This window comes from Terriglobales bacterium (assembly GCA_035651995.1).
Lineage (GTDB): Bacteria > Acidobacteriota > Terriglobia > Terriglobales > Acidobacteriaceae > DASRER01.
Genome location: DASRER010000038.1, coordinates 74,221 through 99,247, shown reverse-complemented (window position 1 = coordinate 99,247; position 25,027 = coordinate 74,221). Strand labels below are relative to the sequence as shown.

General features: G+C 65.7%; 25 protein-coding genes and 1 tRNA gene. 18 read left to right on the top strand and 8 right to left on the bottom strand.

Going from position 1 to position 25,027, the window contains the following annotated elements:
- Nucleotides 1-40 precede the first annotated feature (40 nt).
- From glgC to VFA60_13110, 8 genes are all read left to right on the top strand, one after another.
- Nucleotides 41-1,291, top strand: a complete 1,251-nt coding sequence (gene glgC, locus VFA60_13145) for a glucose-1-phosphate adenylyltransferase (protein ID HZQ92734.1) — start codon at nt 41-43, stop codon at nt 1,289-1,291.
- Between the two features lie 63 nt (nt 1,292-1,354).
- Entirely contained in the window at nt 1,355-2,314 is a 960-nt protein-coding gene (locus VFA60_13140) for a DNA methyltransferase (GenBank protein HZQ92733.1), read from the top strand.
- A gap of 94 nt (nt 2,315-2,408) precedes the next feature.
- The gene (locus tag VFA60_13135) at nt 2,409-2,936 is read left to right on the top strand and encodes a hypothetical protein (GenBank protein ID HZQ92732.1); all 528 of its coding nucleotides are present in this window, start codon (nt 2,409-2,411) and stop codon (nt 2,934-2,936) included.
- Nucleotides 2,937-3,087: 151 nt separating this feature from the next.
- On the top strand, nt 3,088-3,690 hold the full coding sequence (locus VFA60_13130) for a sigma-70 family RNA polymerase sigma factor (protein ID HZQ92731.1): 603 nt from the start codon (nt 3,088-3,090) through the stop codon (nt 3,688-3,690).
- Entirely contained in the window at nt 3,690-4,445 is a 756-nt protein-coding gene (locus tag VFA60_13125) for a zf-HC2 domain-containing protein (protein ID HZQ92730.1), read from the top strand. The genes VFA60_13130 and VFA60_13125 overlap by 1 nt, the downstream gene beginning before the upstream one ends.
- Nucleotides 4,446-4,461: 16 nt before the next feature.
- Nucleotides 4,462-5,217, top strand: coding sequence for a DUF5668 domain-containing protein (locus tag VFA60_13120; protein HZQ92729.1), 756 nt, complete (start codon nt 4,462-4,464; stop codon nt 5,215-5,217).
- A 9-nt stretch (nt 5,218-5,226) separates the two neighbouring features.
- Nucleotides 5,227-5,574: a DUF5668 domain-containing protein gene (locus tag VFA60_13115; GenBank protein HZQ92728.1), complete on the top strand. Its 348-nt coding sequence runs from the start codon at nt 5,227-5,229 to the stop codon at nt 5,572-5,574.
- Nucleotides 5,567-6,949: a DUF4097 family beta strand repeat-containing protein gene (locus tag VFA60_13110; protein ID HZQ92727.1), complete on the top strand. Its 1,383-nt coding sequence runs from the start codon at nt 5,567-5,569 to the stop codon at nt 6,947-6,949. Before VFA60_13115 ends, VFA60_13110 begins: the two co-directional genes overlap by 8 nt.
- A gap of 342 nt (nt 6,950-7,291) precedes the next feature.
- Here VFA60_13110 and cmk read toward each other — a convergent pair whose 3' ends face one another.
- From cmk to mutL, 3 genes are all read right to left on the bottom strand, one after another.
- A complete protein-coding gene (gene cmk / locus VFA60_13105; protein HZQ92726.1) occupies nt 7,292-7,981 on the bottom strand; it encodes a (d)CMP kinase in 690 nt (229 codons plus the stop codon).
- Entirely contained in the window at nt 7,978-8,847 is an 870-nt protein-coding gene (locus VFA60_13100; GenBank protein ID HZQ92725.1) for a hypothetical protein, read from the bottom strand. The genes cmk and VFA60_13100 overlap by 4 nt, the downstream gene beginning before the upstream one ends.
- Before the next feature lie 108 nt (nt 8,848-8,955).
- A complete protein-coding gene (gene mutL, locus VFA60_13095) occupies nt 8,956-11,031 on the bottom strand; it encodes a DNA mismatch repair endonuclease MutL (GenBank protein ID HZQ92724.1) in 2,076 nt (691 codons plus the stop codon).
- 161 nt (nt 11,032-11,192) lie between these two features.
- Here mutL and VFA60_13090 point away from each other — a divergent pair, with 161 nt between their 5' ends.
- The 3 genes from VFA60_13090 (at nt 11,193) to VFA60_13080 (ending at nt 13,721) form a co-directional block, all read left to right on the top strand.
- Complete coding sequence (locus VFA60_13090; protein HZQ92723.1) at nt 11,193-11,801, top strand: GAF domain-containing protein; 609 nt, start codon at nt 11,193-11,195, stop codon at nt 11,799-11,801.
- Nucleotides 11,798-12,655 carry a transketolase gene (locus tag VFA60_13085; GenBank protein HZQ92722.1) on the top strand — a complete coding sequence of 286 codons (858 nt, stop codon included), beginning with the start codon at nt 11,798-11,800 and terminating at the stop codon, nt 12,653-12,655. The genes VFA60_13090 and VFA60_13085 overlap by 4 nt, the downstream gene beginning before the upstream one ends.
- Before the next feature lie 100 nt (nt 12,656-12,755).
- Nucleotides 12,756-13,721, top strand: coding sequence for a transketolase C-terminal domain-containing protein (locus VFA60_13080; protein HZQ92721.1), 966 nt, complete (start codon nt 12,756-12,758; stop codon nt 13,719-13,721).
- Nucleotides 13,722-13,828: 107 nt separating this feature from the next.
- Here VFA60_13080 and VFA60_13075 read toward each other — a convergent pair whose 3' ends face one another.
- Nucleotides 13,829-15,028, bottom strand: a complete 1,200-nt coding sequence (locus VFA60_13075; GenBank protein ID HZQ92720.1) for a PilT/PilU family type 4a pilus ATPase — start codon at nt 15,026-15,028, stop codon at nt 13,829-13,831.
- 237 nt (nt 15,029-15,265) lie between these two features.
- Between VFA60_13075 and VFA60_13070 the strand changes: the two genes are divergently transcribed.
- The 4 genes from VFA60_13070 to VFA60_13055 all read left to right on the top strand — a co-directional run bounded on the left by VFA60_13070 (nt 15,266) and on the right by VFA60_13055 (nt 18,555).
- A complete protein-coding gene (locus VFA60_13070) occupies nt 15,266-15,691 on the top strand; it encodes an OsmC family protein (GenBank protein HZQ92719.1) in 426 nt (141 codons plus the stop codon).
- Between the two features lie 48 nt (nt 15,692-15,739).
- A complete protein-coding gene (locus VFA60_13065; protein ID HZQ92718.1) occupies nt 15,740-17,164 on the top strand; it encodes an MBL fold metallo-hydrolase in 1,425 nt (474 codons plus the stop codon).
- A 103-nt stretch (nt 17,165-17,267) separates the two neighbouring features.
- On the top strand, nt 17,268-17,984 hold the full coding sequence (locus VFA60_13060; GenBank protein HZQ92717.1) for a response regulator transcription factor: 717 nt from the start codon (nt 17,268-17,270) through the stop codon (nt 17,982-17,984).
- 157 nt (nt 17,985-18,141) lie between these two features.
- Nucleotides 18,142-18,555 carry a hypothetical protein gene (locus tag VFA60_13055; GenBank protein HZQ92716.1) on the top strand — a complete coding sequence of 138 codons (414 nt, stop codon included), beginning with the start codon at nt 18,142-18,144 and terminating at the stop codon, nt 18,553-18,555.
- Nucleotides 18,556-18,564: 9 nt separating this feature from the next.
- On the opposite strand, the gene VFA60_13050 is transcribed toward VFA60_13055, so the two are convergent.
- Nucleotides 18,565-18,641 (bottom strand) — tRNA-Arg (locus tag VFA60_13050).
- A 134-nt stretch (nt 18,642-18,775) separates the two neighbouring features.
- Here VFA60_13050 and dinB point away from each other — a divergent pair.
- Nucleotides 18,776-20,002 (top strand): DNA polymerase IV, encoded by a 1,227-nt coding sequence (gene dinB / locus VFA60_13045; GenBank protein HZQ92715.1) that lies wholly within the window; start codon nt 18,776-18,778, stop codon nt 20,000-20,002.
- Between the two features lie 3 nt (nt 20,003-20,005).
- Here the strand turns inward: dinB and VFA60_13040 are convergent, their stop codons facing one another.
- Nucleotides 20,006-20,278, bottom strand: coding sequence for a hypothetical protein (locus VFA60_13040; protein HZQ92714.1), 273 nt, complete (start codon nt 20,276-20,278; stop codon nt 20,006-20,008).
- A gap of 131 nt (nt 20,279-20,409) precedes the next feature.
- Between VFA60_13040 and VFA60_13035 the strand changes: the two genes are divergently transcribed.
- Together VFA60_13035 and VFA60_13030 are read left to right on the top strand one after the other, a co-directional pair.
- A complete protein-coding gene (locus tag VFA60_13035; GenBank protein HZQ92713.1) occupies nt 20,410-22,992 on the top strand; it encodes an AMP-binding protein in 2,583 nt (860 codons plus the stop codon).
- Between the two features lie 160 nt (nt 22,993-23,152).
- Nucleotides 23,153-23,890 (top strand): CDP-alcohol phosphatidyltransferase family protein, encoded by a 738-nt coding sequence (locus VFA60_13030; GenBank protein HZQ92712.1) that lies wholly within the window; start codon nt 23,153-23,155, stop codon nt 23,888-23,890.
- 48 nt (nt 23,891-23,938) lie between these two features.
- Here VFA60_13030 and VFA60_13025 read toward each other — a convergent pair whose 3' ends face one another.
- Nucleotides 23,939-24,097, bottom strand: coding sequence for a hypothetical protein (locus VFA60_13025; protein ID HZQ92711.1), 159 nt, complete (start codon nt 24,095-24,097; stop codon nt 23,939-23,941).
- Entirely contained in the window at nt 24,098-24,913 is an 816-nt protein-coding gene (locus VFA60_13020) for a VTT domain-containing protein (GenBank protein ID HZQ92710.1), read from the bottom strand.
- Nucleotides 24,914-25,027: the final 114 nt, after the last annotated feature.

The following is a 25,027-nucleotide window of genomic DNA, read 5'->3' as shown; positions in this document are numbered from 1 at the left end:
GGCCGGCGCGTCCTAGTCCCGCGAAACACGCTATTCTGCGATGAAAGACACCCTCGGAGTCCTGCTGGCCGGAGGCGCGGGCGAGCGCCTGTATCCGCTGACGCGCGACCGCGCCAAGCCGGCGGTCACGTTCGGCGGGATCTACCGCATCATTGACGTCACGCTCTCCAACTGCATCAACAGCGACCTGCGGCGGGTGTACATCCTCACGCAGTACAAGGCGCTCTCGCTGAACCGGCACATTCGCGAAGGGTGGAACATCGTGGCGCGCGAGATGGGCGAGTTCGTGGAGATCCTGCCGCCGATGAAGCGCGTTTCCGACAACTGGTACATGGGGACGGCGGACGCGGTGTACCAGAACATTTATTCCATCGGCAGCGAGCAGCCGCGGCACGTGCTGGTGCTGAGCGGCGACCACATCTACAAGATGAATTATGAGCTGATGCTACGGCAGCACAACGACTCGGGCGCCGACGTGACGATCGCGACCATCCTGATTCCGCCGGAGGAAACGAGCCGCTTTGGCGTGGTGGACATTGACCGCGACGGGCGCATCGTGGGCTTCGTGGAGAAGCCGGAGAAGACCGACATCCGCTCACCCTACAACCCGCGGATGGTGTCAGGCTCGATGGGCGTGTACCTGTTCAACACCGAGGTGCTGATCCCGGTGCTGCTGAAGGACGCCGAGGACCCGCAGTCGAGCCACGACTTCGGGCACGACATCCTGCCGCGCATGATGGATGAGTACAAGGTGTACTCGTTCAACTTCGTGGACGAGAACAAGAAGGAAGCGCTCTATTGGCGCGACGTGGGAACGCTGGAGGCGTACTACGAGGCGAACATGGACATCGTGTCGGTGTCGCCGGTGTTCAACCTGTACGACGCGGAGTGGCCCATCCGCACGCACCAGCACCAGTATCCGCCGGCCAAGTTCGTGTTCGGCGAACCGAAGCGCATGGGCGTGGCGATTGATTCGATCGTGTCGATGGGCTGCATCATCTCGGGCGGCGTGGTGCGCAACAGCGTGGTCTCGCCCGACGTGCGGGTGAACAGCTACGCCGAGGTGGACGCCAGCATCATCTTCTCGCACGTGAACGTGGGGCGGCACGCGCGCATCCGGCGGGCCATCATTGACCGCGACGTGCACATTCCCGAGGGCACGGTGATCGGCTACGACCAGGAGGCCGACCGGCAGCGGTATTTCGTGACCGACAGCGGCATCACGGTGGTCACGCGCGACTATTCGCTGTTTGAGAGCCCAGTGAGCGTGGACTACTTCACGTCGGAGTAAGAACCTCACTTTGTTCTGGAAAACTCGCCGCGTTGTCTCCATAATCAACTCTCAGTTTCCCGAATGTCACAAACACCTCAAGCGTATCTTTTTCATCGGCGCAACGAAGAACCGGCGCCGATCAAGCGGGACCAGGACCTGGGCTCGTTCCAAATTTTCTATGATGATGCGTTCTCCTGGCTTGAATTGCAGCCTGCGAATTCAATCCATGCGGTGGTAACCGATCCCCCGTATGGGCTGGTTGAGTACAGCCAGCGTGAACTGGAGAAGCTTCGTCGAGGCAAAGGTGGCGTTTGGCGAATACCGCCAGCGTTTGATGGGTGCAAGCGAAAGCCCTTACCGCGATTTACCACGCTCACGAAGAGCGACCACGAGGCATTGCGACAGTTTTTCAGCAATCTCAGCAAGCAACTGCACCGCGTTCTGGTTCCCGGCGCTCACGTGTTTGTGGCGACGAATCCGCTTGTTTCCCACCTTGTGTATGAGCCGTTCCTGGCGAATGGGTTTGAGAAGCGGGGCGAAATCATTCGAGTCGTGCACACGTTGCGTGGCGGTGACAGGCCGAAGAACGCTCATTCCGAGTTTCCAGAAGTCACGGTCATGCCGAAGTCGTGTTGGGAGCCATGGGCCCTCCTGCGGAAGCCCTGTGAAGGGCGCGTACAGGACAATCTTCGAAAATGGAAGACAGGTGGGCTGCGGCGAATATCCGCCGACATGCCTTTTAAAGATTTGATCAAATCCGTCCCGGCTCGGGGTTTGGAGCGTCGACTGGCGCCGCACCCCTCACTAAAACCTCAGGCATTCCTGCGTCAGATTGCGCGGGCCGCGCTGCCCCTTGGGGAGGGCGTGATCCTGGACCCGTTCATGGGTTCTGGGTCGACCATTGCCGCCGCTTCGGCGTGCGGGCTGCGCAGCATCGGCGTCGAAAAGAACCGCGAGTACTTTCTGATGGCCAGGCGTTCTATTCCAGCGCTCGCTAAGATTCCAATTGATGGTGCGGAGCCAAATGGCTCGAAGAAATAGCACCGATGCGTGGTTCGATCCATCGGTGCCGCTACCGCCCGGATTTGGTGGAGTCGGTGCGATTCGGCGCGCTATTGATTACATGGAGCGGGAGTTGGCCGACCTGGCCGAGATTTACTTCGAACAGGCGAATGTCTTCAGTGCCCTCGTAGGCATATTCGGCACGAAAGCGCTCGACGCTGTCAGCAACTGGGAGAAGCACCGTCATACGTACACCGCACAGCAGCGCTTTCCGGATCTTTGCAGGCGAGGCTGCAAACGTCCTCCGACTGCGAACGATTGCCTGGAAAGCAAAGCGAGCAAACGACCGTGGGCCATACAATCACACTACGATCATCCGGGTTGGTATATCGTTTGGCGCTATCTTGTTGATCCAACCGAATCGATCCAGAAGAAGAAACCGGTCATAATCTGGCGAGTAGACGTGGTTTTTCTGGGCAAGGACGACTGGAAATACGAAGGAAGTACGGCAGGCGTAGGAGGCGGCGGCCGTACGCATACCTTCGGAGTGAAGAATCCGGCTGAGAAGCTCCGGGGCAAGGCTGTATATCGTCGCCCAGATGTAATCGTGCGCGATGGCAAGCCCATTGCGGCGAACGGTCATTCAAGATCGGGCACCTGAGAGGCGGGTTTCGCTCCGTCTTCGCCCGAAATCAGCCTTTGCTGCCCCTGCTACAATGCAGCCGACCTCACTGATTCCACGGAACTTTCAGGGTACGAGTCGCGTATCTGCCGGGAGGAAATGGAGCCGGGAGTTCGCACAGGAGTGCCGGTTGGACGATCCCCAAGCCGTTGCATCGCTGATCCGTCGCTGCATTGGCGGCGACGCCGATGCGTGGGAGGAAATTGTCCGCATGCACAACCGGCGCATCTACAACATCTGCTACCGGTTCACGGGCTCGGCGGAGGACGCGGAAGACCTGACCCAGGAGGTCTTCATCAAGATGTACCGCACGCTGGGCAGCTACGAAGCGGAAAAAGGCGCTTTCATGACTTGGGTGACCACGATGACGCGCAACCTGCTGGTGGACCACTTCCGCAAGTCCAAGATGGAGCGCATGACCGACTCGATGGACGTGAGCGCCTCCGAGTCGGGCGAGGAAGCGCAGCCGCTGAGCGAGCAGCTGGCCGACCAGGGGCCGGCGCCGGACGCCCGCGTCCTGAGCCGCGAACGGCAGGCCATGGTGCAGGAAGCCCTAAAAAAACTCTCCCCGGAACTGCGCGAAACCGTTATTCTCCGCGACCTACAGGACATGGACTACCGGGAGATCGCCCAGGCGCTGAAAGTGCCCGAGGGGACGGTGAAGTCGAGGCTCAACCGGGGGCGGACGGAACTGGCACGCCTTTTGCAACGTACCTATAGGCAGGCGACCTGATGGCAGCCGAAATCCAACGCGAGATGGCCTGCAGCGAGTTTGAGGCGCTGCTGAGCGAGGCACTGGACGGCACGCTGGCCGAAGCCGGCGCCGAGCGCTTTGCGGCGCATCGCCAGAACTGCGCCGCGTGCGGGCCGATGTTCGCCGAGGCCGAGCAGGGGATGAAGCTGCTGCAGGGCCTGGAGGAAGTGGAGCCGCCGCGCATGATGGTGCACCGCATCCTGGCGGCGACCACGGGCCGCGAGCCGACGCGCGACGTAGTGGCGGCGGGGCGCCCGAGCTGGGCGGAGCGGCTGCGCGGATATCTGCCGCCGGCGCTGCATCCGGTGCTGCAGGCGCGCTTCGGCATGAGCCTTGCCATGGCGTTCTTCTCGCTCACCATGGTGTTCAACCTGGCGGGCATCACCTCACGCGACCTGCGCAAGGCCGACCTGCGGCCCACGTCGCTGCGCGATGAAGCGGTGCGCACCTACTACGAGACGCAGGCCCGCGTGGTGAAGTACTACGAGAACATTCGCCTGGTGTACGAGATCGAGTCGCGGGTGCGTGACCTGCGCAGCGCGGGCGAAGGGAAACAGCAGCCCAAGCAGCAGGACGACAACAAGCGCGATGAGAAGAACAAGAACATCAACGAAAAGACGAGTGAGCGTCCGGACCGAGACAAGCAAGAGCGCTACAGCTTCGACTTTGCCGGCAACGTGCTGGCCATGTTGAACGCGCCGGCAAGTCCGCAGGGACAAGAAGGGGCGCGGTAGCGAACGAGGAAAACTGATGAATTGCGCCATCCATAGCGATACTGCCGCAGTCGCCTATTGCCGCACGTGCGGCAAGGGCCTGTGCGCCGCGTGCCGGCGCGACGTGCGGGGTGTCATCTATTGCGAGGAGTGCCTGGCCTCGCGCATCTACGACACCATGCCGCCCAACGTGGCGGCGGCCGGGCCGGCGCAGCCGGCGGCGGCCAACCTGCCGAGCCCGGCGCTGGCGGCGGTGCTGGGATTCATTCCCGGCGTGGGCGCCATGTACAACGGCCAGTTCGCCAAGGCGCTCATCCACGTGCTGATTTTCGCCACGCTGTGCTGGGGCGCCGATCACGCAGGACCGGCGGAGGTCTTCTTCGGGCTGGGAATTCCGTTCTGGATCTTCTACATGGTGTTCGATGCGTACAAGACGGCGCAATCGCGGCGCACCGGCGAGCCGGTCCCCGATCCGTTCGGGCTGAACCGGATGTGGGCGCCCGACGCGCCCGCGCCCGCTCCGCGTCCGGCGGCGACGGCTGCGGCGGCGCCGGGGACGCCCGCTGATTTGGGACAAGGCAATGCGGCGCAGGTCAACGCGGCGCCGCCGGAAGTTGCCCCGGCGTATCCGCACGCGCCGGTGGGCGCGATCATCCTGATCGGATTGGGCATCGTTTTTCTGCTGAACACGATGGGTCTGTGGCCGTGGCATTACGTGGGCCGCATGTGGCCGCTGGTGCTGATCATTGTGGGTGTGTGGACGTGGATGAAGCGGCGTCCCGTGCAGGGCTGAGGGAGAGCGATGGCATACGAGGACCGCTACTACCGAAATCGCAACTGTCCGTGCGCGCGCTGCCGGATGCGCGGCGTGATGGGGCCGGCCGTGCTGATCACGCTGGGAGTGCTGTTCATGCTGGATACGGTGGGCGTGCGCAGCTTCCACTACACCTGGCCGGTGCTGCTGATCGTGATCGGCGTGGTGCAGGTGCTGCAGCACAACGCGTCGACGGAAGGGCACATCCAGCCGATCTTCCCGTCGCGCGCGCCGCAGGCCCCGGCGCCGCCACCGCCGCCGGCTGCGCCGCCGCCGGCGGGCATTGCCCCGGGGAGCAGCAGTGGAGGAGGGACGGGAGGAGTGAACCATGTCTAGCCCGCAGCCGATACGCGCGTATCCGCGGCGCTCGCTGGCAGGACCGGTGGTGCTGATCATCGTCGGCGTGGTGTTCTTGCTCGCCAACATGCGCCTGATCACGTGGCCAAGCCTGGGCTACTGGTTTGCCCACTACTGGCCGGTGCTGATCATCATCTGGGGGGTGGTGAAGCTGCTGGAGTACTTCCGCGCGCGGCAGGAGGGCTACACGCCCTCCGGCATAGGCGCCGGCGGCGTGTGCTTCCTCATTTTCCTGGTGCTGTTCGGGCTGAGCGCGACGTCGGCATACCGCGTGAACTGGGGACGGGTGGGCAGCGAACTGGACCTGGACCAGGACTTTGTTTCGCTGTTCGGCAACAGCTACAGCTATAGCGACACGATCGAGCAGGCGTTCACGCCGGGTACGGCGCTGCAGGTGATGTCGGACCACGGCGACATCACGGTGACGGCGTGGGAGGAGCCGAAGATCAAGGTGGTCGTCCACAAGCGCGTGGTGGCCGGCAGCGAGGACGAAGCGAAGAAGATCGACGGCCAGACCAAGCCGGTGCTGACGCCGGGCGACAAGAAGCTGGTGCTCAACGCCAACACGAACGGCGCGGGGGACCATCCGGTGGCCAGCGACCTGGAAATCTTTATTCCGCGGAACGCGGCGCTCGACCTGGCGACGCGGCATGGCGACGTGGTGGTGCGCGGGCGCGACGGCAATTTGAAGATCGCCACATCGCGCGGCGACGTGACGCTGGAAGACGTGAAGGGCGACGCGGCGGTGACGATGCGCGGCGGCGATATCCGGGCGGAAAACGTGACCGGCGATGTCTCGCTGGAAGGGCGCGTGAGCGATACCAGCATCCGCAACGTGGGCGGCGGGCTGAGCCTGAGCGGCACCTTTACCGGACAGATGAAGCTGAACAGCATCGCCAAGAGCGTCCGCTTCAACTCCGAGCGCACCGACCTGCGCTTTGGCGCGCTCAACGGCGAGATGAGCATGGACCTGGGCGAGCTGCGCGTGAGTTCATTCGCGGGCCCGTTCAGCGTGACCACGCGGTCGAAGGACATCCACCTGGATGACGTTTCCGGCGACGTGAAGATCGAGAACACCAACGGCGAAGTCGAGGTGCACGCCAACAAACTGCCGCTGGGGAACATCGAGATTGACAACCGCAAGGGAGAGATCCAGGTGACGGTGCCGCCGAATGCCGGGTTCTCGATCCAGGCCAAGACGCGGCGCGGCGACATTGATACGTCGCAGCTCCCGGGAGTCCGCCAGACCAACGAGCATGGCGAAGCCACCGCCGAAGGCACAGTGGGCAGCGGCGGGCCGCGGCTGCAGATCAACAACGAGTACGGCGGGATAACCGTGAGGAAAAGTGGATAGTGGTTAGTGGATCGTCGAAGGCAAAGGGCCGCGCGAATGTCGCGCGGCTTTTGTTCATGGCACGACCGGTTCAATGGAAACCAAATGCCGCGTTCGCTGACAATGCCCACATTGGGCAACACGTGTTTGGACCAAGCCGCGGGATGTCTACATCCTCGACAACTCTTTGAACGCGAGGCAGCGATCCGCTTGTGAAGACTGACCTTCGCAAAAGGCCCAGCGCATCGTCGCAGTCGAACGCCGTCACGCCGTAACCGCGTGTGCTCGGCCGCATCGACGGCTCGAACTCAAACCAGAATCTCCGTAACGTTGAACTCATCCGCGTCGGGGCTGACCTTTTCGCTATCCACTATCCACCGCTTTACCCACGATGCGCTCCGCCTCGGCGATCACTTGCTCGACGGTCAGCCGGGTGGAGTCGATGACGTGTGCGTCGGGAGCGGCAAGCAGAGGCGAGACCGAGCGGGTGGCGTCGCGGCGGTCGCGTTCGAGGAGTTCGGCGGCGACCGCGTCGGGCGAAACGGTCTTGCCCGCGTTGCGCTGCTGGACCACGCGGCGTTCGGTGCGGACTTCCGGGTGGGCGTCGAGGAAGATTTTCACGTCGGCGTCGGGGAAAACTTTCGTGCCGATGTCGCGGCCTTCCATGACGACGCCGCCCTGGGCGCCGAGTTCGCGCTGGCGCGCGACCATCCAGGCGCGCACACCGGGATGCATGGAGACGCGCGAGGCGGCGGCCGTGACGTCGGGCTCGCGCACGCGCGCGGAGACATCGCGGCCGTCGAGCAGGACGCGGTTGCCTTCGGGCGCGGGGACGAGCTTGATGTCGGAATTTTTGGCGAGGGCCTGGAGAGCGGCGCCGTCGTCAACCGAGGCGCCGGTTTCGAGCGCCTTGAGGGCGAGCGCGCGGTACATGGCGCCGGTTTCGATGTTGAGGTAGCCGAGGCGGCGCGCGAGATGGGCGGCGATGGTGCTCTTGCCCGCTCCCGCGGGCCCGTCGATGGCGATGACAAGACGGCGACGGGTCGGGCTCATGCGCGTCGTGGCGGCCTTTCCTTCGCCGGCCGGCGCTCGAGCGAGGGCGCGGTGCGCGCGGGCGTGATCTCCAGCAGCGTGTGCTTGCCCAGATTGCGCAGGCTGAGTTCGCGCGCAGCCAGCAGCGCGTTCACGCTCTCGCGGACGCGCGAGCGCGGCGCGAAGCGCGAGAAGACGTCTTCCAGTTCCGATTGCTCGGCCGCGACGGCGCTATCGAGATAACGCGAGATGAGCGCGGACAGCGCCACGCCAGCCGAGGTGTGCGCGCCCTGGCGAGTTCCCTCGGGCAGCCAGCGCTGCGGCGTCTCCCAGAGCGCGCCGTCGGCGGCGCGGCCGATGCGAAGCGCGCGGAGGCGTGTCCACAATTCGGTCATGGCGCGGTCTACCGCGGCGGTGGAGACCTCGGCGCCGAGTTTTTCCCGCAGCTGCGCGGTCGTGAGCGGCCCTTCGCGCTCCAGCAGCTTGCCGGCGGCATCGGCAAGGCGCGAGAGCGGCTCGCGGCGCGCGCCGCCTTCGCGGTCAGCCAGCAGCGTGTAGAAGTAGGGGAAGAGCGAGGGCGCGACCAGCACGCCGTTGTCGGGGAAAATGTTGGATTCGACGGCGGCCTTGCGGCGCACCAGTTCGTCGGCCAGGGCGCGGGCCTGCTGTCCGCGAGGGTCGGTCGGTAGGCGGCGCGCGTCGGGGAGTTGGGCGTCGCCGCCAAGCGTTGCGCCAACCATGGTCGGCAGCGCGACGGGCGGCGATGCCGGCGCGAGGAGCACCAGCCCTGCCGACTCAACGAACTCGCGCGCGTCGTCGAAACCGGACAGCGGACGTCCGTTCAGCCGCCAGCGTTCCCGCCGAAGATTGTGGAGGTCGTGGGGCAAGGTGATGTCAGGTTATCAGAGTCTGTCTGTCGCTCAGTCTGTCAGCCGGTCAGCTAACGCTTCTGAAGGGGAGTGGCTGACGGACGGACCGACTGACAGACTGAGAGACTAGATCCTCTTGAACGCGCGCTGAATGTCCTTGAGCGAATAGCGGAGCACGACGGGCCGGCCGTGCGGGCAGCTCATGGGGCACTCGGTTTTGGCGAGTTCGGAGAGCAGCCACTCCATTTTCTGCTGCTCGAGCGGCATGTTGACCTTGATGGCGGCGTGGCAGGCGATGGAAGCCGCGATGCGGGCGCGCGCCTTCTCCAGGTTGAGCGCCTGGTCCTCGCGATAGAACTGGTCGAGCAATTCGTGGAGCATGCGCTCGACCTGGGCGGCGTCGACGCCGGCGGGCGCGGTCTTGATGGCGACGGTGCGGGCGCCGAAGGGCTCCACGTCGAAGCCGTTGAGCTGGAGTTCGCCGGAAAGTTCGGCGAAGACGGCCTGCTGTCCCGGCGTGAGCTCGATGACGAGCGGCATGAGCATCTGCTGCGACTCGACGCGGGCGGCGGCGCGCTGCCGCAGGATGCGCTCGAAGAGCACGCGCTCGTGGGCGACGTGCTGGTCGATGATCCACAGGCCGCCGGCGTTCACCGCGAGAATGAACGAATCGCGAACCTGGCCCAGCGGCTTGAGCGTGGCGAGGGCGAGCGCGTCGGGAGCGGGTTCGACATCGGCTTCAGGCGCGGGCGCAATTTCCGGCGCGCAGCCGTGGGCTTCGGCAGGGAAGGCGGCGGTGACGGCGGCAGGATCGCCGGCGGCAGGATCGCCGGCGGCGAGGGGCGCGGCAAAGTCCACGGTGGCGACGGCGCGCGAGGCGTCGGCCGCGACGGCGATGGCGGTCCCGGCGTCGAAAGAGAAGCGCTGCGACATCGGAGGCGGCCCAGGCGGACGCAGCGCGAAGCCGCCTTCTCCCGCCGAAGAAAAGCCCGAAGGCGGGAGGGCGCCGGGGCTGAGCGCCTGCGAGGCGGTGGGATGCGCGCGGATCTCGCTGGTGAAGTGCGGCACCGGCCGGGCCTTCATGAGCGTGTCGCGCACGGCGTCGCGCACGAAGTCGTGCACGAAGTTCTGCTGGCGGAAGCGGACTTCGGTCTTGGCGGGGTGGACGTTGGCGTCCACTTCGCTGTTGGGCAGCTCGAGGAAGAGCAGCACGACGGGAAAAACGGTGGGCGGCAGGATGTTGCGATAGGCCTCGGTCAGCGCGTGCTGGATGAGGCGGTCGCGGATGAGGCGTCCATTGACGAAGACGAAGATGGAATTCCGGTTGAGCTTCTGGATCGCAGGCTTCGAGGCGAAGCCGTGCAGGCGAATGTCGCCGGGAGAGCGCGAGCCGGCGGGCGCGTCGTCTTCCGGATCGGCGTCTTCGCGGCGACTGAGGCCGGTTGCGGCTTCGCAGGCGGCGCGCTGTTTTTCTGTTGCCCAGGGCGGCGGCGCGGGCAGTCCCGAATGCTCGATGGGGCGCGCGGCGGCGATGGGCAGGAGCGAGTCGAGCGTGTCTTTGCCGAAGATCTGGTAGATGCGCTCGGCGTGCGAGGCGACGGGCGCGGCGACGAGCATGGCGCCGGTGGTGGAGTGCAGCTCGAAGTGCTTCTCCGGATGGGCCAGCGAGTAGTGCGTGACCAGCGAGGCGATGTGCGAAAGCTCGGTCGTCTCCGCCTTCAGGAATTTGCGCCGCGCGGGGATATTAAAGAAGAGGTCGCGGACGGTGATGGCCGTGCCTTGGGGCAAACCGGCTTCCTCGACGCGCAGGATTTTTCCGCCGGCGATCTCGACGATGCTGCCGGAGGGCTCCTCGGGCGCGCGGGTTTCCAGGCGCAGGCGCGAGACCGATGCGATGGAGGGCAGGGCCTCGCCGCGGAAGCCGAGCGTGGAGATGCCGAGCAGGTCGTCGGCGTTCTTGATTTTGGACGTGGCGTGGCGCTCGAAGGCGAGCAGGGCGTCGTCGCGCAGCATGCCGCTGCCGTTGTCGGTGACCTGGATGAGCCGTTTGCCGCCGGCCTCGACCTGCACGCGGACGCGGGTGGCGCCGGCGTCGAGCGAGTTTTCCAGCAGCTCTTTGACGACCGAAGCGGGGCGCTCGACGACTTCGCCGGCGGCGATCTTGTTGGCGACCGTCTCGGAAAGCACGTGGATGCGGCCCATGGAGGCAGTTTCAAGTTTCGGGTTTCAAGTTTCAAGCGAAAAGCAACGGTCCATTGCGGACCTACGATGAACGCGGATTGCAAGCAATGGTCCGCAGTCACATTGACCCCTGCCGGGTGCGCAGATAGACTTGCCCTTGTTCCCCTCACCAGGATTCGCCCGTGAAAACTTATCGTTCCACTCGCGAAGTCGCAGCACGCGCACGGCAGGCGCTGGACGCAGCTTCGCCCACGTCGTTGGGGCCTTCGGCGCTGGAACAGGTGGCCGAGATCCTGCACCAGTCGCGGCATTACTTCTGGGTTGGGATCTTCCTGGTGCTGGGCGACAAGGCGGTGAGGTACGCCGCCGCCGGGCCGCAGACATCGTGCAGTGCCATGGAGCTCGGTCACGGGAACGTAGGAACGGCGGCAGCTTCGGGCGCGCTGAAGGTCAGTGCGGACGTGAGCCGCGATGCAACCTACGTGCAGTGTTTCGCCGAGGTGAAGTCGGAGTTGGTTGCGCCGATCCGGCTCGGGACGCAGGTTTTCGGCGTTTTGGACCTGGAGAGCGACCAGCTTGGCGGCTTCGGCGAAGAAGAGCGCATCCTGGCCAAGCAGGTGGCGGCGGACGTGGCCCGCTTCCTGGCCGGGCGCGGACGCTACATTGTGCGCCGCGCGCGCCGCGATGCCGGGCTGGAAGTTCCGGCGCCGCGGGCCAGCACGCCGCGGCCGCAGCCGCAATCGGAAAAGCCTGAATCCGGCATTCCCCGAGGAGAAAAAGCGCACGCATGACCACGGTGGACACGCAAACCAGGTCGCTGACCGAGTTGAAGCGCATTGCCACGCGCATGCGCATCGAGACCATCAAGATGATCGGCGCGGCCGGCTCGGGGCATCCGGGCGGGTCGCTGAGCGAAATCGAGCTGCTGGTGGCGCTCTACTTCAAGGTGATGCGGCACGATCCGGCAAACCCGAAGTGGCGCGACCGCGACCGGTTCGTCCTCAGCAAAGGACACGCATGCCCGGCGCTGTACGTCGCGCTGGGGGAGACCGGATACATGGACCGCGCGCTGTATCCCACGCTTCGCAAGCTGGGTTCGCCGCTGCAAGGGCATCCGGACCGGCGCTTTCTGCCGGTTTTGGAGGCGTCGACCGGCTCGCTGGGAAACGGGCTGAGCTTCGGCATCGGCATGGCGCTGGCGGCGCGGCTGGATGCGCTCGATTACCACACGTTCGTGATGATCGGCGATGGCGAGTTCCAGGAAGGACAGAACTGGGAGGCGCTGATGTACGGCGGCTTCCACAAGCTCGCCAACCTGACTTGCATCCTCGATTACAACCGGCAGCAGCTCGACGGGTTCCTGAAAGACATCCTCGACATCGCGCCGGTAGTGGACAAGTTCAAGGCCTTCAACTGGCAGGTGATCGAAATCGATGGGCATGACCTGGAGCAGTGCATCAGCGCGCTGAGCGAGGCGCGCAGCGGCAAGAGCGGCAAGCCGACGGCGGTGGTGGCGCACACGGTGAAGGGCAAGGGCGTGTCGTTCATGGAGAACAATCCGGAGTGGCATGGTGTGGCGCCCAAGCCGGAGCAGGTGACGGCGGCGGTGAAGGAGCTGGAAGCGCAGTTGAAGGAGCTGCAGTGAATTGCGGAATTGCCGAAGCGCGGAATCGCCGAATTGACGGCGCCGGCCCAGCGGTTTTCCATTCCGCAGTCCGGCAATTCGGCAGTCCGGCGATCAAATTATGAGCACAACACCGGCGAAGCTTGAGTTGAAGATGGGCGCGGCCACACGCGAAGCCTACGGACAGGCCCTGGTGGAGCTGGGCCGCGCGAACAAGAACATGGTCGTGCTCGACGCCGACCTGTCGAAGTCCACGATGTCGAACAAGTTCCACAAGGAATTTCCGGAGCGTTTCTTCACCGTGGGAATCGCCGAGGCGAACCTGGTCGGAATCGCCTGCGGGCTGGCGCTGAGCGGCAAGCTGCCGTTCGCTTCGTCGTTCGCGGTGTTTCTTTGCGACAAGGGCTACGACCAGCTGCGCGTGGGCGCGGCGTATCCGCGTACGAACGCCAAGTTCTGCGGATCGCACGGCGGCATTTCGATCGGCGAAGACGGCCCCAGCCAGATGGCGATTGAAGACTACGCGCTGATGTGCGCCCTGCCGGGATTCGTGGTGCTCTCGCCAGCCGATGAGTTTGCGGCGCGCGCGCTGGTGCACCGCATGGCCGAGCACGACGGCCCGTGCTTCATGCGCACGGGGCGGGCCAAGGCGCCGATCATCTACGGCGCGAGCGACACGTTCGAGATCGGCAAAGCGAAAGTGCACGGCAGCGGGCGCGACGTTGCCATCATTGCGTGCGGGTTCGAGGTCGGGTATTCGCTGCAGGCGCAGGCGGAACTCGAGGCCGAGGGCATTGCCGCGCGCGTGATCGACATGCACACATTGAAGCCGCTGGACGAAGCGGCGGTGGAGCTGGCGGCGCGCGAGTGCGGCGCGATTGTCTGCGCAGAGGAGCACGTGCTCGACGGCGGGCTGGGCTCGCGCGTGGCCGCCGCCGTGGGCAGGTCGCGCCCGGTGCCGATGGAGTTCGTGGGCATCAACAACACGTATGCCGAGTCAGGCACGCCGGAGCAGCTGATGGAGAAGTACGGCCTGACGGCGCCCTATATCGCCGAGGCGGCGCGGCGCGTGGTGAAGAGGAAGTAAGGACCACACCGCGGATGACGAGGATTGGCCTGCGTGATGTTCAGGTAACGGGCACGGACCTTTCTCGACCTGCGTGAACCGGGCTTCATGCGTGGCAAGTTTGTTTTTCAGCGCTCGATTTCGAACTCGCCGTTTTTCTCAGGCTGTGACTGGCGGCGTTCTTCGGCGTAGTCGGCCAGGGCGAGGCGGAGATTGCCGGCGTTGGTGGAGTAGAGCAGACCGGTTTCCATTTCCACCAGGCCTTCGCGGATGAAGTGCTCGATGACGGTGTCGAAGTCCTGCATGCCGTCGAGTCCGCCGTCGCGCATGGCGTCGAGCAGCGTTTTGCCCTCGCTTTCGCCTTTTTCCACGTAATCCTTGGTGCGCATGGTGCCCTTGAGAATTTCGACGGCGGCAATGCGTCCGCCGCCGATTTTCGGCAGGAGGCGCTGCGAGACGAAGAAGCGCATGGCGGCGGCGAGGCGGCGGCGGATGACGTGCTGGTCCGACATGGGGAAGGCGCCGATGATGCGCTCCACCGTTTTCGACGCGTCGATGGTGTGCAGTGTGGAAAAGACGAGGTGGCCGGTCTCGGCGGCGGTGAGCGCGATCTCGATGGTCTCGCGGTCGCGCATCTCGCCGACCAGGATCACCTTGGGCGCCTGGCGCAGGGCGGCGCGGAGCGCGAGCGCGAAGTTGGGCGTGTCGTTGTGCAGCTCGCGCTGGTGAATGGTGGCCTTCTTGTGACGGTGGAGGAACTCGATCGGGTCCTCGATCGTGATGATGTGCTCGGCCTTGTTCTGGTTGATGAGGTCAATGATGGCGGCGAGCGTGGACGACTTGCCGGAGCCGGTCGGCCCGGTCACCAGCACAACACCGTTTTTCAGCTCGGCGATCTCCGCGAGGACGGGAGGGAGGCGCAGCTCCTCGAACGTGGGGATCTTGTTGGGGATGACGCGCATCACGATGGCGTGCGAAGTGCGCTGGCGGAAGATGTTGACGCGGAAGCGGGCGACGCCGGTCACACTGTAGGAGATGTCGCAGGAGCCCTCTTCGCGAAGCTGCTGGCGGGCGATGTTGTTCTGCCCGATCAGGTCGTTGGCGACGCGCTCGGTGTCGGCGGCGGAAAGCGTGCCGACGCCTGGAATTTCGACGCCCTCCAGATGTCCGCTGACTTCGACCTGGGGCGGGCGGCCGGGAGAAAAAATCAGGTCGCTGATGCCCTTGTGGTGGTTCACCATGGCCGTCACGATGGCGTCGGTGGGGACGGTCGAGCCGGCTGCGGGGGCGGATGCTGGCGCTGCTACCGGTGGTGTGGCGGCTGACAATTACGGTCTCCGTTGAGCAGGTTGACGCCGATGGACACGGCGCCGGCGCGAGCATATCAGAAAAGCAAAAAACCGTTTCACGTTTCCCGTTTCACGTTTCGCGAAGCCAAGTGGAGAAGTGAGCGGCACAGGCAGGTAAGCGCAGCCTCGCCGTTTGAGCGATGTGAAACTGGGGCGCGCCGAAAGCACCGCTCGTTTACAATGACGGGTTACTCATCCCAGGCGAGGACGCAGACGATGCAACGCAAGGCAAGCGCGAAGTGGAATGGCGGCCTGAAGGACGGCAAGGGAACGATTTCAACCGGCAGCGGCGTGCTGAAAGACACCCAGTACGGCTTCACGTCGCGCTTCGAGTCGGGCGCGGGCACCAATCCCGAGGAGCTGGTGGCGGCAGCGCACGCGGGATGCTTCACGATGGCGCTCTCGGCGCAACTGGAGAACGCCGGTCACAAGGCCGAGAGCCTGGCCACCGAAGCCACGGTAACATTCGAGAAGCTCGATGCGGGATGGACGGTGACGCGGTCGCACCTGGATGTGCGCGCCCGTGTTCCCGGCATCGACAACGCCAAGTTCCAGGAGCTCGCAGGCAAGGCCGAGACGGGCTGTCCGGTCTCGCGGCTGCTGAACGCAAAGATCACCATGGACGCGAAGCTCGAAGGGTGAGCCGCGTCCGGGAAAAACGAAGTTACGACCGTTTGCGGGGGTAAGCGGATGTACTTCGAACAGTTCTATCTGGCGTGCCTCTCGCACGCCTCCTACATGCTCGGCTCCGATGGCGTGGCGGTGGTGATCGATCCGCAGCGCGACGTGGAGATTTACCTGGAGGCCGCCGCCGAGCACCGCCTCAAGATCGCGCACATCTTCGAAACACACCTGCATGCCGACTTTGTCTCCGGGCATCGCGAGCTGGCCGAGCGCACCGGGGCGAAGATCTACATTGGCCGGGCGGCCGGCGCGGAGTTTCCGCACGTGGACGTGGACGACGGCTTCGAGCTGCGAGTCGGGCGCTTGAATTTGCGCGCGCTGGCCACACCCGGACACACGCCGGAGAGTCTTTGCCTGGTGGCGACCGATCCGGACCGCGAACTGCCTGACGGAAAGCCGGCGGGCGACGCGCCGTGGGCGGTGTTTACCGGCGACACGCTGTTCATCGGCGACGTTGGGCGGCCCGATCTTTCGCCCACGCACACGCCGCAACAGCTGGCGGGCATGCTGTATGACAGCCTGCACGGCAAGCTGCTCAGTTTGCCTGACTCGACGCTGGTGTATCCGGCGCACGGAGCGGGGTCGCTCTGCGGGCGCAACATGCGCGCCGACAAGTTTTCCACCATCGGCAGGGAGCGGCTGACCAACGCGGCGCTGCAGATCAAGACGCGCGACGAGTTCGTGCGGCTGACGACGGAGCAGTTGCCGCCGCGTCCGGCATACTTCGCCAAAGACGCCGCCATCAATCGTGCCGGCGCGGGAGCATTGGCCGAGTTGCCGCCGCTGGAGCCGGTCCCGGCAAAGCGCGTCACAACGCTGGAGCAGGAGGGCGCGGTGGTGCTCGATGTGCGCCCGGCCGAAGACTTTGCCGCCGCTCACATTCCCGGCTCGCTGAACATCGGGCTCTCGGGGCAGTTCGCGTCGTGGGCGGGTACGGTGCTGGGCATCGAGACGCGCGTGGTGCTGGTGGCGGCGGATGAGGCGCGCGCCAGTGAAGCGCGCATGCGGCTTTCCCGCGTGGGCATCGAGCTGGTGCTGGGATACGTGGAAAACGGCGTGGAGGGCTGGCGCGCGGCGGGACTCCCGGTGGCGTGCGTCGAACAGATCACCGCCGCCGAACTGAACGCGCGCATGCAGCGCGACCGGCGGCTTCAAGTGCTGGATGTGCGGCGCGAGGCGGAGTGGCAGGCGGGACACATCCCGGGAGCGCACTGGCGCGCGCTCGACGTGTTCTCCGCGGGCCTGCCCGCGCTGGACCGGCATCGGCCGGTGGCGGTGCACTGCAAGAGCGGTTACCGCTCGATCATCGCGGCGAGTTTGCTGGAGCGCGCCGGGTTCGAGCGCGTCATCAACGTGTGCGGCGGATTTGACGCGTGGCAGAAGGAGGGCCTGCCGGTCAACAACGCTGCGGCGGTGCTGGCGGGACGGTAGCTGGTTTGGCCCGCTCACGCCGAAAGCCGGCCTGAGTGAGGCGCCCGGGCGGCCCGAACCACGACCGACGTTCATCTCTCCTTAATATTCGGCGGCTAGACTGATGAAGAAATACGAGCCCGTGAAGCCGCCCCTGACAATCTTCGTCGTCGAGGACGACCCTGATATCTCGCGCCTGGTGCAGCATCACCTTTCCCTCTCCGGCTACAAAGCGCAGGTTTTCTCGCGCGCCATGGGAGTGATTGGCGAAGCGGAGCGCAACCGGCCTGCGCTGTTCCTGCTCGACATCATGCTGCCCGGCGGCGACGGGCTCGACCTGTGCCGCCACATTCGGCAGAACCGCGCGCTCTCTTCCACGCCGGTGATCTTTCTGACGGCGCGCGCCTCGGAGGCCGACCGCGTGTCGGGGCTCGAACTGGGCGCGGACGACTACATCACCAAGCCCTTCAGTCCGCGGGAACTGGTGGCGCGCGTGAAGGCGGTGCTGCGGCGATTCGAGCGTCCGCTGACGCCGGCGCTGATGAAGACGGGAGACCTGGAAATCGACTCGGGGGCGATGACGCTGCAGGTGCGAGGACGCGCAGTGACCACCACGGCGACCGAATTTCGCCTGCTCGATTACTTCGCCCGCCATCCGGGGCAGGTGTTCAGCCGCGACCAACTGCTCGACGCCGTCTGGCGCGACACGCAGTACGTAACGCCCCGCTCGGTGGACGTCTACGTGCGCAAGCTGCGCGAGAAGATCGAGCGCGATCCGGAGAGCCCGCGATATCTGAAGACGGTGCGCGGCGCCGGCTACCGGTTCGAGGCGCAAAAGTAGCAGCCAATTCATGGCCGGGCGGGGCCGGCGAAAGGCCCGTAGTTTCCTGGGTATTCCGGCCCCGCAGGTCCCCTGCTTGCACCGCCCGCGTTCCTGCGTCGAAATGCATAGTCGCCGCCTGGGCGCTTTTCGACACACTTCTTCGTTGAGGTTCGCCATGACGTCCATCAAGCCATTGTCTTGCGTAGCGGTTGTCGTCCTACTTACGGCCTTGCTGGCAGCACAGCAGCAACAGCAGGAGCAACAACCGCAGCAGCGGCAGCGCGCATTTGATTTTGAAACTGGGAAGGTCGTGAGCAGCCCGAAAGTAGATGAAACTCGGGCAGCGATGACCGCCACGGAGACCGGTGCGTCACCGGAACAGCGCGGCCCTAACCCAACCGTTAGAGTTGGAGACAAGATTTACGTTCTCGGGGTTGACACCTGGGAGGCCAATCTGGAGAAAACGCTGCAGCAGGGGCGCCTGGTCGCGATCAAGATCAAAGGAGACAAGGCCGCAATCGAAGACGCGCCAGGACACACGGTCACACTTCCGATCGTGTCACACTCGAAAGCGGAACAATCGCAGTGATTGGAGGAATGGCGCGCCCGGAGAGATTCGAACTCCCGACCTATTGCTCCGGAGGCAATCGCTCTATCCAGCTGAGCTACGGGCGCGCGTTCGCGGCGGGTACACGTTAATTATAGCAATCGCGGCATGCCTGGCCCCGAGGCTGTCCGACCGGGGCGCGCGCCGGTGTGAGCGGTCACGAGCCCGAGGTTCGGGTCGAGGCGCATAATGGGCATCTGCCATGATCGCGCATGTCGACATGGACGCCTTCTACGTCTCGGTGGAGGAGCTGTTCGATCCCTCGCTGAAAGGGAAGGCCGTCGTGGTGGGCGGACGGCCGAACGAGCGGGGCGTGGTGGCGGCGGCGTCGTACGAGGCGCGCAAGTTCGGCGTGCATTCGGCCATGCCGCTGCGCTGGGCGGCGCGCGCGTGTCCGCATGCGATCTTCGTGGAGGGACATCCGGAGCGCTACCGCGAGTATTCGCACCGGGTGCACGCGGTGTTGCAGCGGTTCTCTCCCAAGCTGGAAATGGCGTCGATCGACGAAGCCTACGTCGACCTGACGGGCACCGAGCGGCTGCACGGGCCGCCGCTGCGAGCGGCGCACGCGCTGCATCAGGACCTGCACGCTGAGACGAAGCTGAATTGCTCGATTGGGATGGCACGGTCGCGCCTGGTGGCCAAGATCTGCTCTGACCTGGCGAAGCCGAACGGCGTGCTGCTGGCGTTGCCGGGACACGAAGCGGAGCTGCTGGCGCCGCTCGATGTCCGCAAGATTCCGGGCGTAGGCAAAGTGATGGAAGCGGAGCTGAACGCGCTCGGCATTCGCAAGATCGGCGACCTGGCGAAGCTGGATGCCGCGTTCCTCGAAGAACGCTTCGGAAAGTGGGGCCTTGCGCTGGCCGGCAAGGCGCGCGGCGAAGACGCCGGCGGATGGTTCGACGCGCCGGTGGGCGAGGGCGAGGGGCCAAAGTCCATCAGCCACGAGCACACTTACAACGAAGATACGGCGGATGTGTCGCGGCTCGAAGCGACGCTGGCGCGGCTGAGCGAGCAGGTGGGACGCAGGTTGCGCGAGGGGCGCTTGCACGCGCGGACGCTGCAGCTCAAGCTGCGCTACTCGGATTTTTCCACGATCACGCGCGCCCGGACGCTGACCGAATCGACCCAGCTCGACGTGGAGATTGCCGGGGTCATGCGCGACCTGCTGCGGCGGAACTGGAAGCGCGGCGCCGCGGTCAGGCTGCTGGGAGTGCAGGCGGCGGGTTTGGAGGAGAAGGCAGGGCAGATGTCGCTGCTCGATGCGGCGAAGGCCGAGCGCTGGCAGCAGGCGCTGAGCGCGGCCGACCGGCTGCGCGACAAGTTTGGCGAAGACGCGGTGTCGCTGGGCGGCGCCATGCGCGGGAAGTATCGTGAGCGCACGCACGACAGCCCCACCGGGCTGCCGGGCAAGAAGAAGGGACAATAGGGCCTAGGCGCCGAGCATGGCGGCTTCGTAGTCCTCCACTTCGCGATCGCGGCAGCGATTGCGGATGGCAGCGACGACGGCGGCGATGCGCGCGCCGCGCTCGAGGAGTTCGGGGGCGCGGTCCCACAGGTCGCGGATTTCGTCCGGATATTGGGAAGCAAGGACGGCGGCGCCGACTCCGGCGGCGGCGAGCGAGGCGCGCCGATAGCCGCGAAGGGCCAGCAGGGCGCCGGCGGCAAACGATCCCACCAGCAAGGCTTTCTTCCAATTGGGCATTGCGGCGCTCCCGGTCCGTAAGGCGTGCGCGACCAGCTAGTTTAGAGGAACTGGAAGCAAGATTTGTTGTCCGGGCCGGGGCCGGCGCGGAAGCGCTTCGCAAAACACGCGGCAGATGGGAAACTCTAGCGTTGGCTACCGAGCGCAACTCCATCACCGAGTACCTGGAGACTTTCCGCCAGCTGGGAGCGGAGACCGCCTACGTGCAGCGCCGCGGCTACCGCCATCAGCGGTGGTCCTACGGCGACGTGGCGGCCACCGCATATCGCTTTGCGCGTGAGCTCGACGCGCGCGGCGTGGCGCCGGGCGAGCGCGTGCTGATTTGGGGTCCGAACTGCGCTGAGTGGGTGGCGGCCTTCTTCGGATGCGCGGCGCGCGGCGCCGTGGCCGTTCCGATGGACCGCATTGCCGCGCCCGATTTTGCGCGGCGCGTGGCTGAGCAAGTGGACGCGAAGCTCGCGGTCGCCGGCCGCGAGCAGGCGCCGCTGCTGGTGGGCGCGAACGTCCCGGTGGTCCCCCTGGAGTCGCTGCGCGATGTTGTGGCGTCGCGTTCGGCCGGTCCGCTCGCCGCACGAGCGGAGCCGGCCGACACGGTCGAAATTGTTTTCACGTCGGGAACCACGGCTGATCCGAAGGGCGTGGTGATCTCGCACCGCAACATCCTGGCGAACCTCGTCCCATTCGAAGGAGAGATCGCGAAATACCGGAAGTGGGAGCGCTGGTTCCATCCCATTCGCTTCCTGAACCTGCTGCCGCTCAGCCACGTCTTCGGACAGTTCCTCGGGATCTTCATTCCACAACTGATCGGCGGCACGGTGATCTTCGAAGAGAACCTCAACCCGGGCGAGGTGGTGCGCACGGTGAAGCGCGAGCGCGTGTCGGCGGTGGTGACGGTGCCGCGCCTGCTGGACGCGCTCAAAGACAAGCTGGAGCGCGACGCGCAGAGCCAGGGCCGCGCCGAATGGCTGGCGCGGAACCTGGAGGCCGCCGACAAGGAAAAATTCCTGTGGCGCTGGTGGCGCTTCCGCCGGATTCATCGCATGTTCGGATGGAAGTTCTGGGCGTTCATCTCGGGCGGCGCGGCGCTGGATGCGGCGACCGCCGAGTTCTGGCGGCTCCTCGGGTACGGGGCGGTGCAGGGATACGGCCTCACCGAGACGACGTCGCTGATCAGCGTGCAGCATCCGTTCAAGATGGGCCGGCGCTCGATCGGCAAGGTGCTGCCCGGGCGCGAACTGAAACTGGATGAGGCGACCGGCGAAATCCTGGTGCGCGGGGAAAATATCGCCAGCGGATACTGGCAGGGGCGCGAACTCAAACCCGTGCTGGGCGAAGAGGGCTGGTTTCGCACCGGCGACCTGGGCGCGCTCGATGCCGAGGGGAACCTCTACTTCAAGGGCCGGCGCAAGAACGTGATCGTCACGCCGGAGGGCCTGAATGTTCATCCGGAGGACCTGGAGCAGGCGCTGCGCGAGCAGAAAGAAGTGCGCGACGCGGTGGTGGTTGGCCTGGCGCGCGGCGGAAACGCCGAGCCGGTGGCGGTGCTGCTGCTGCGCGATGAAGCGGCGGCCGATGACGTGGTGAAGCGCGCCAATGCGCGGCTGGCCGAGTTCCAGCACATGCGGAGATGGTACGTATGGCCGGAGGAAGATTTTCCCCGCACGCCCACGCAGAAGCCGCGGACGAACGTGATCCAGGACGCGGTCCAGCGGCAGCTCGGCGCGGGCGGTGGCGCGCCGGCCGCAGCCGGCACGCTGGCGGAAATCATTGCGCGGATCACGCGGCGTCCGGCGGGCGAACTGAATCCCGATGCGCGGCTGGAAACGGACCTGGGGCTGAACTCGATCGATCGCGTGGAATTGATGAGCGCGCTGGAGGACCGCTACCAGATCGACCTCGATGAAGCGCAGTTCTCAGCCGCAACAACGGTGCGCGAACTGGAGCAGGTGCTGCACGGCGCGAGCCAGGCTGAGGCGCCCGCCGGCGAGGCCCTGCGCGGGGCCGAGCCAACCGAGCCGGCGCGAGGCTACGTGTTTCCACGCTGGGCGCAGCGCTGGCCCATGACGTGGATACGTCCGCTGGTGTACTACGCGCTTACTTATCCGTACACCATGATCATGGCGCGTCCGCGGGTTACCGGGCGCGAGAACCTGCGCGGCATGAAGGCGCCCATGCTGATGGTGAGCAATCACCTGACCTACATCGACATCGGCTTCCTGATGGCGGCGCTGCCAGCGCGCTATCGCACTCGGCTGGCGGTGGCGATGGCCGGTGAACAGGTGCGGGCGCTGCGGCATCCGGCCAGGGGCGTCGGCTGGTTCCGGCGATGGCTGGACCGGCTCGACTACTGGCTGGTCACAGGGCTGTTCAACGTGTTCCCGCTGCCGCAGCAGAGCGGGTTCCGGCAGAGCTTTGCCTTCGCCGGCGACTCGGTGGACCGCGGCTACAGCGTGGTCGTGTTTCCCGAAGGCGTGCGCAGCAGGACGGGCGAGATGGCGGCGTTCCGCAGCGGCATCGGCCTGCTGGCGAACCGGCTGGGGCTGCCGGTGCTCCCAATGAAGATTGAAGGACTGCACGAACTGGCCGCCGCCGGAAAGCATTGGGCGAAACCCGGCACGGTGCGCGTGAAGATCGGCGTGCCGGTGCACTTCAGCCCGGAAACCGATCCCGGGCAGATCGCGCGCGAGCTGCAGCGGCGCGTGACCGCGCTATAGGCCCCTTCCTGCAGCGAGGGGGAAGAAGACCGCTGCAGGACCTAGTTAGCCCAGCACGTATCCCTAACACTCCATGCGATTTAGCGATTGAGCCGCAATTGAGCACCGGTGCATTGCCGCGAGCCGGCCGAGGGCGTCAGATTGGTCCACGGAGGCGGACATGTCGCTGGCGGAGACGATTCGGGAAATCGACAGGCGAGGGAAGAGGCCGGCGTCGGGCGGAGCAGCGGAGTTCCAGGCGGCGACACGCGTGCACGGCAGCCTGCTGGCTGGGGTGGAGAAGCGGGCGCTGGTGTGGATGGCGCGCCGCATGCCGCGCTGGGTGAACTCGGACCATCTGACGGCGCTCGGGTCGGCGGCGATGTTGCTTTGCGGCGTGTGCTGCGCCTTGTCGCGCTGGTGGCCGAACGCGCTGATCGGGGCCAACTTCTTCTTGGCGGTGAACTGGTTCGGCGACAGCCTGGACGGCACGCTGGCGCGGGTGCGCGAGCGGCAGCGCCCGCGGTATGGGTTCTACGTGGACCACATCGTAGACGCATTCGGGGCCGCCGCGCTGCTGGGCGGGCTGGCGGTTTCCGGAACCATGCATCCGGTGGTCGCGCTGGCGGTGTTGGCGGCGTTCTTCATGATCTCGATTGAGGTCTACCTGGCGACGTATGTCTTCGGCGCGTTCCGCATTTCCTTCTGGCGGATTGGGCCGACCGAAATGCGACTGCTGCTGATCGCGGGAAACTTTGCGCTGCTCGGGCGGCCCGAAGTGGCGCTGCTCGGACATCGCTGGCAGCTCTACGATTTTGCCGGCGCGATCGCCGCAGCCGGGCTGCTGGCGACAACCGCGATTTCGGCGGTGCGGCACACCGCGCGGCTGTATGGGGAAGAGCGGCTGCCCGAGACGTAGCAAGCGACGTCTCCAGGAGGCGGATGCGAAATGCGACGCGGCGGCCCCTCAGCTGAACGTGGGCAGCATCACCAGGTCACTCTGCGGCACAACTTCAAGCGGAAGTCCGGCTTTGCGCCAGGCGGCGAGGCCGCCGACCACCACGTACGCGTCAAATCCTTCTTCCCGCAGTATGTGCGCCACACGGGCGCTGGTGGCTTCGCGCACTCAAGTGCAGTAGAGGTAGATCTCCTTGTCGCGCGGCAGATCGTTGAGCACATCGCGCAGGCGGTTGGGCTCGATGCGGATGGAGCCGCGGATGCGTGACGCGCCGGCGTCGTAGTAGCCGTGGCTGCGAACGTCGGCAATGACGAGGCGCGCCGCATCTTGCTGCGACGCGAGCTTGGCGGCCAGTTCGCTGGCCTGTACGCGCGGCACCACGCGGTACACGCGATGCTTCCAGTACAGATACGCGTGGTAGGACGCCCAGGCGAGGACGCCCAACGCAAGCAGCCAGGTGACGCCGCTGCTGAAGCGGTGGAAGGTGCTGGCCAGCATCTCAACCACGCCGCTGAACACGAAGCCGATGCCGGCGAAGGCGAAGATGTAAAGGAAGCAGCCCGCCAGGTCGAGCCAGAGGAACTGGCCCACGCGCATCTTCATGCTGCCGGCCAGGGGCGGCGCCATGGTGTTGATGCCGGGAATGAACTTGGCCAGGACCAGCGTGGTGCGTCCTCGCTTGTAGAACGATTCGGCCGAGCGCAGGATGCAGCTCTCAGGATTGGCGGCCAGCCGGCAGAGGACGGCAAGCAGCGTCCAGCCGGTGTAGCGGCCGAGCACGAACAGCAGCACGTCGCCGAGCAGCATGGCCAGCGTGGCGGTGACGAGCAAAATGTCGATGCGGAGCTGGTGGAGGGCGATGGCGGCGCCTCCGGCCAGCAGGGCCAGCGCGGCCGGAATGGGAAGGCCCACGGCCTCCAAGAACACCACCAGCGCGATGGCGGTGTAGCCGTGGCGCGAAACGAAATGGAGAACGTCGTTCACCGGATGGCGGTGGTCTGATTCTAGCGGAGGAGGCGGAAGTGCGCGAATGCGGCCGCGCAACAGCGCGAACGAAGAGGGAGCGCCCGGTTGCGCTCACACCGGTTTGCACTCAGG

Bases quoted from the DNA above. Each gene is read 5' to 3' on its own strand.
- VFA60_13040 (HZQ92714.1), bottom strand. From the start codon at position 20,278: ATGCCCAATTGGAAGAAAGCCTTGCTGGTGGGATCGTTTGCCGCCGGC.
- VFA60_13120 (HZQ92729.1), top strand. From the start codon at position 4,462: ATGAATTGCGCCATCCATAGCGATACTGCCGCAGTCGCCTATTGCCGC.
- VFA60_13080 (HZQ92721.1), top strand. From the start codon at position 12,756: ATGAGCACAACACCGGCGAAGCTTGAGTTGAAGATGGGCGCGGCCACA.
- VFA60_13070 (HZQ92719.1), top strand. From the start codon at position 15,266: ATGCAACGCAAGGCAAGCGCGAAGTGGAATGGCGGCCTGAAGGACGGC.
- VFA60_13115 (HZQ92728.1), top strand. From the start codon at position 5,227: ATGGCATACGAGGACCGCTACTACCGAAATCGCAACTGTCCGTGCGCG.
- VFA60_13110 (HZQ92727.1), top strand. From the start codon at position 5,567: ATGTCTAGCCCGCAGCCGATACGCGCGTATCCGCGGCGCTCGCTGGCA.
- mutL (HZQ92724.1), bottom strand. From the start codon at position 11,031: ATGGGCCGCATCCACGTGCTTTCCGAGACGGTCGCCAACAAGATCGCC.
- VFA60_13030 (HZQ92712.1), top strand. From the start codon at position 23,153: ATGTCGCTGGCGGAGACGATTCGGGAAATCGACAGGCGAGGGAAGAGG.
- dinB (HZQ92715.1), top strand. From the start codon at position 18,776: ATGATCGCGCATGTCGACATGGACGCCTTCTACGTCTCGGTGGAGGAG.
- VFA60_13125 (HZQ92730.1), top strand. From the start codon at position 3,690: ATGGCAGCCGAAATCCAACGCGAGATGGCCTGCAGCGAGTTTGAGGCG.
- cmk (HZQ92726.1), bottom strand. From the start codon at position 7,981: ATGAGCCCGACCCGTCGCCGTCTTGTCATCGCCATCGACGGGCCCGCG.
- glgC (HZQ92734.1), top strand. From the start codon at position 41: ATGAAAGACACCCTCGGAGTCCTGCTGGCCGGAGGCGCGGGCGAGCGC.
- VFA60_13085 (HZQ92722.1), top strand. From the start codon at position 11,798: ATGACCACGGTGGACACGCAAACCAGGTCGCTGACCGAGTTGAAGCGC.
- VFA60_13060 (HZQ92717.1), top strand. From the start codon at position 17,268: ATGAAGAAATACGAGCCCGTGAAGCCGCCCCTGACAATCTTCGTCGTC.
- VFA60_13065 (HZQ92718.1), top strand. From the start codon at position 15,740: ATGTACTTCGAACAGTTCTATCTGGCGTGCCTCTCGCACGCCTCCTAC.
- VFA60_13140 (HZQ92733.1), top strand. From the start codon at position 1,355: ATGTCACAAACACCTCAAGCGTATCTTTTTCATCGGCGCAACGAAGAA.
- VFA60_13055 (HZQ92716.1), top strand. From the start codon at position 18,142: ATGACGTCCATCAAGCCATTGTCTTGCGTAGCGGTTGTCGTCCTACTT.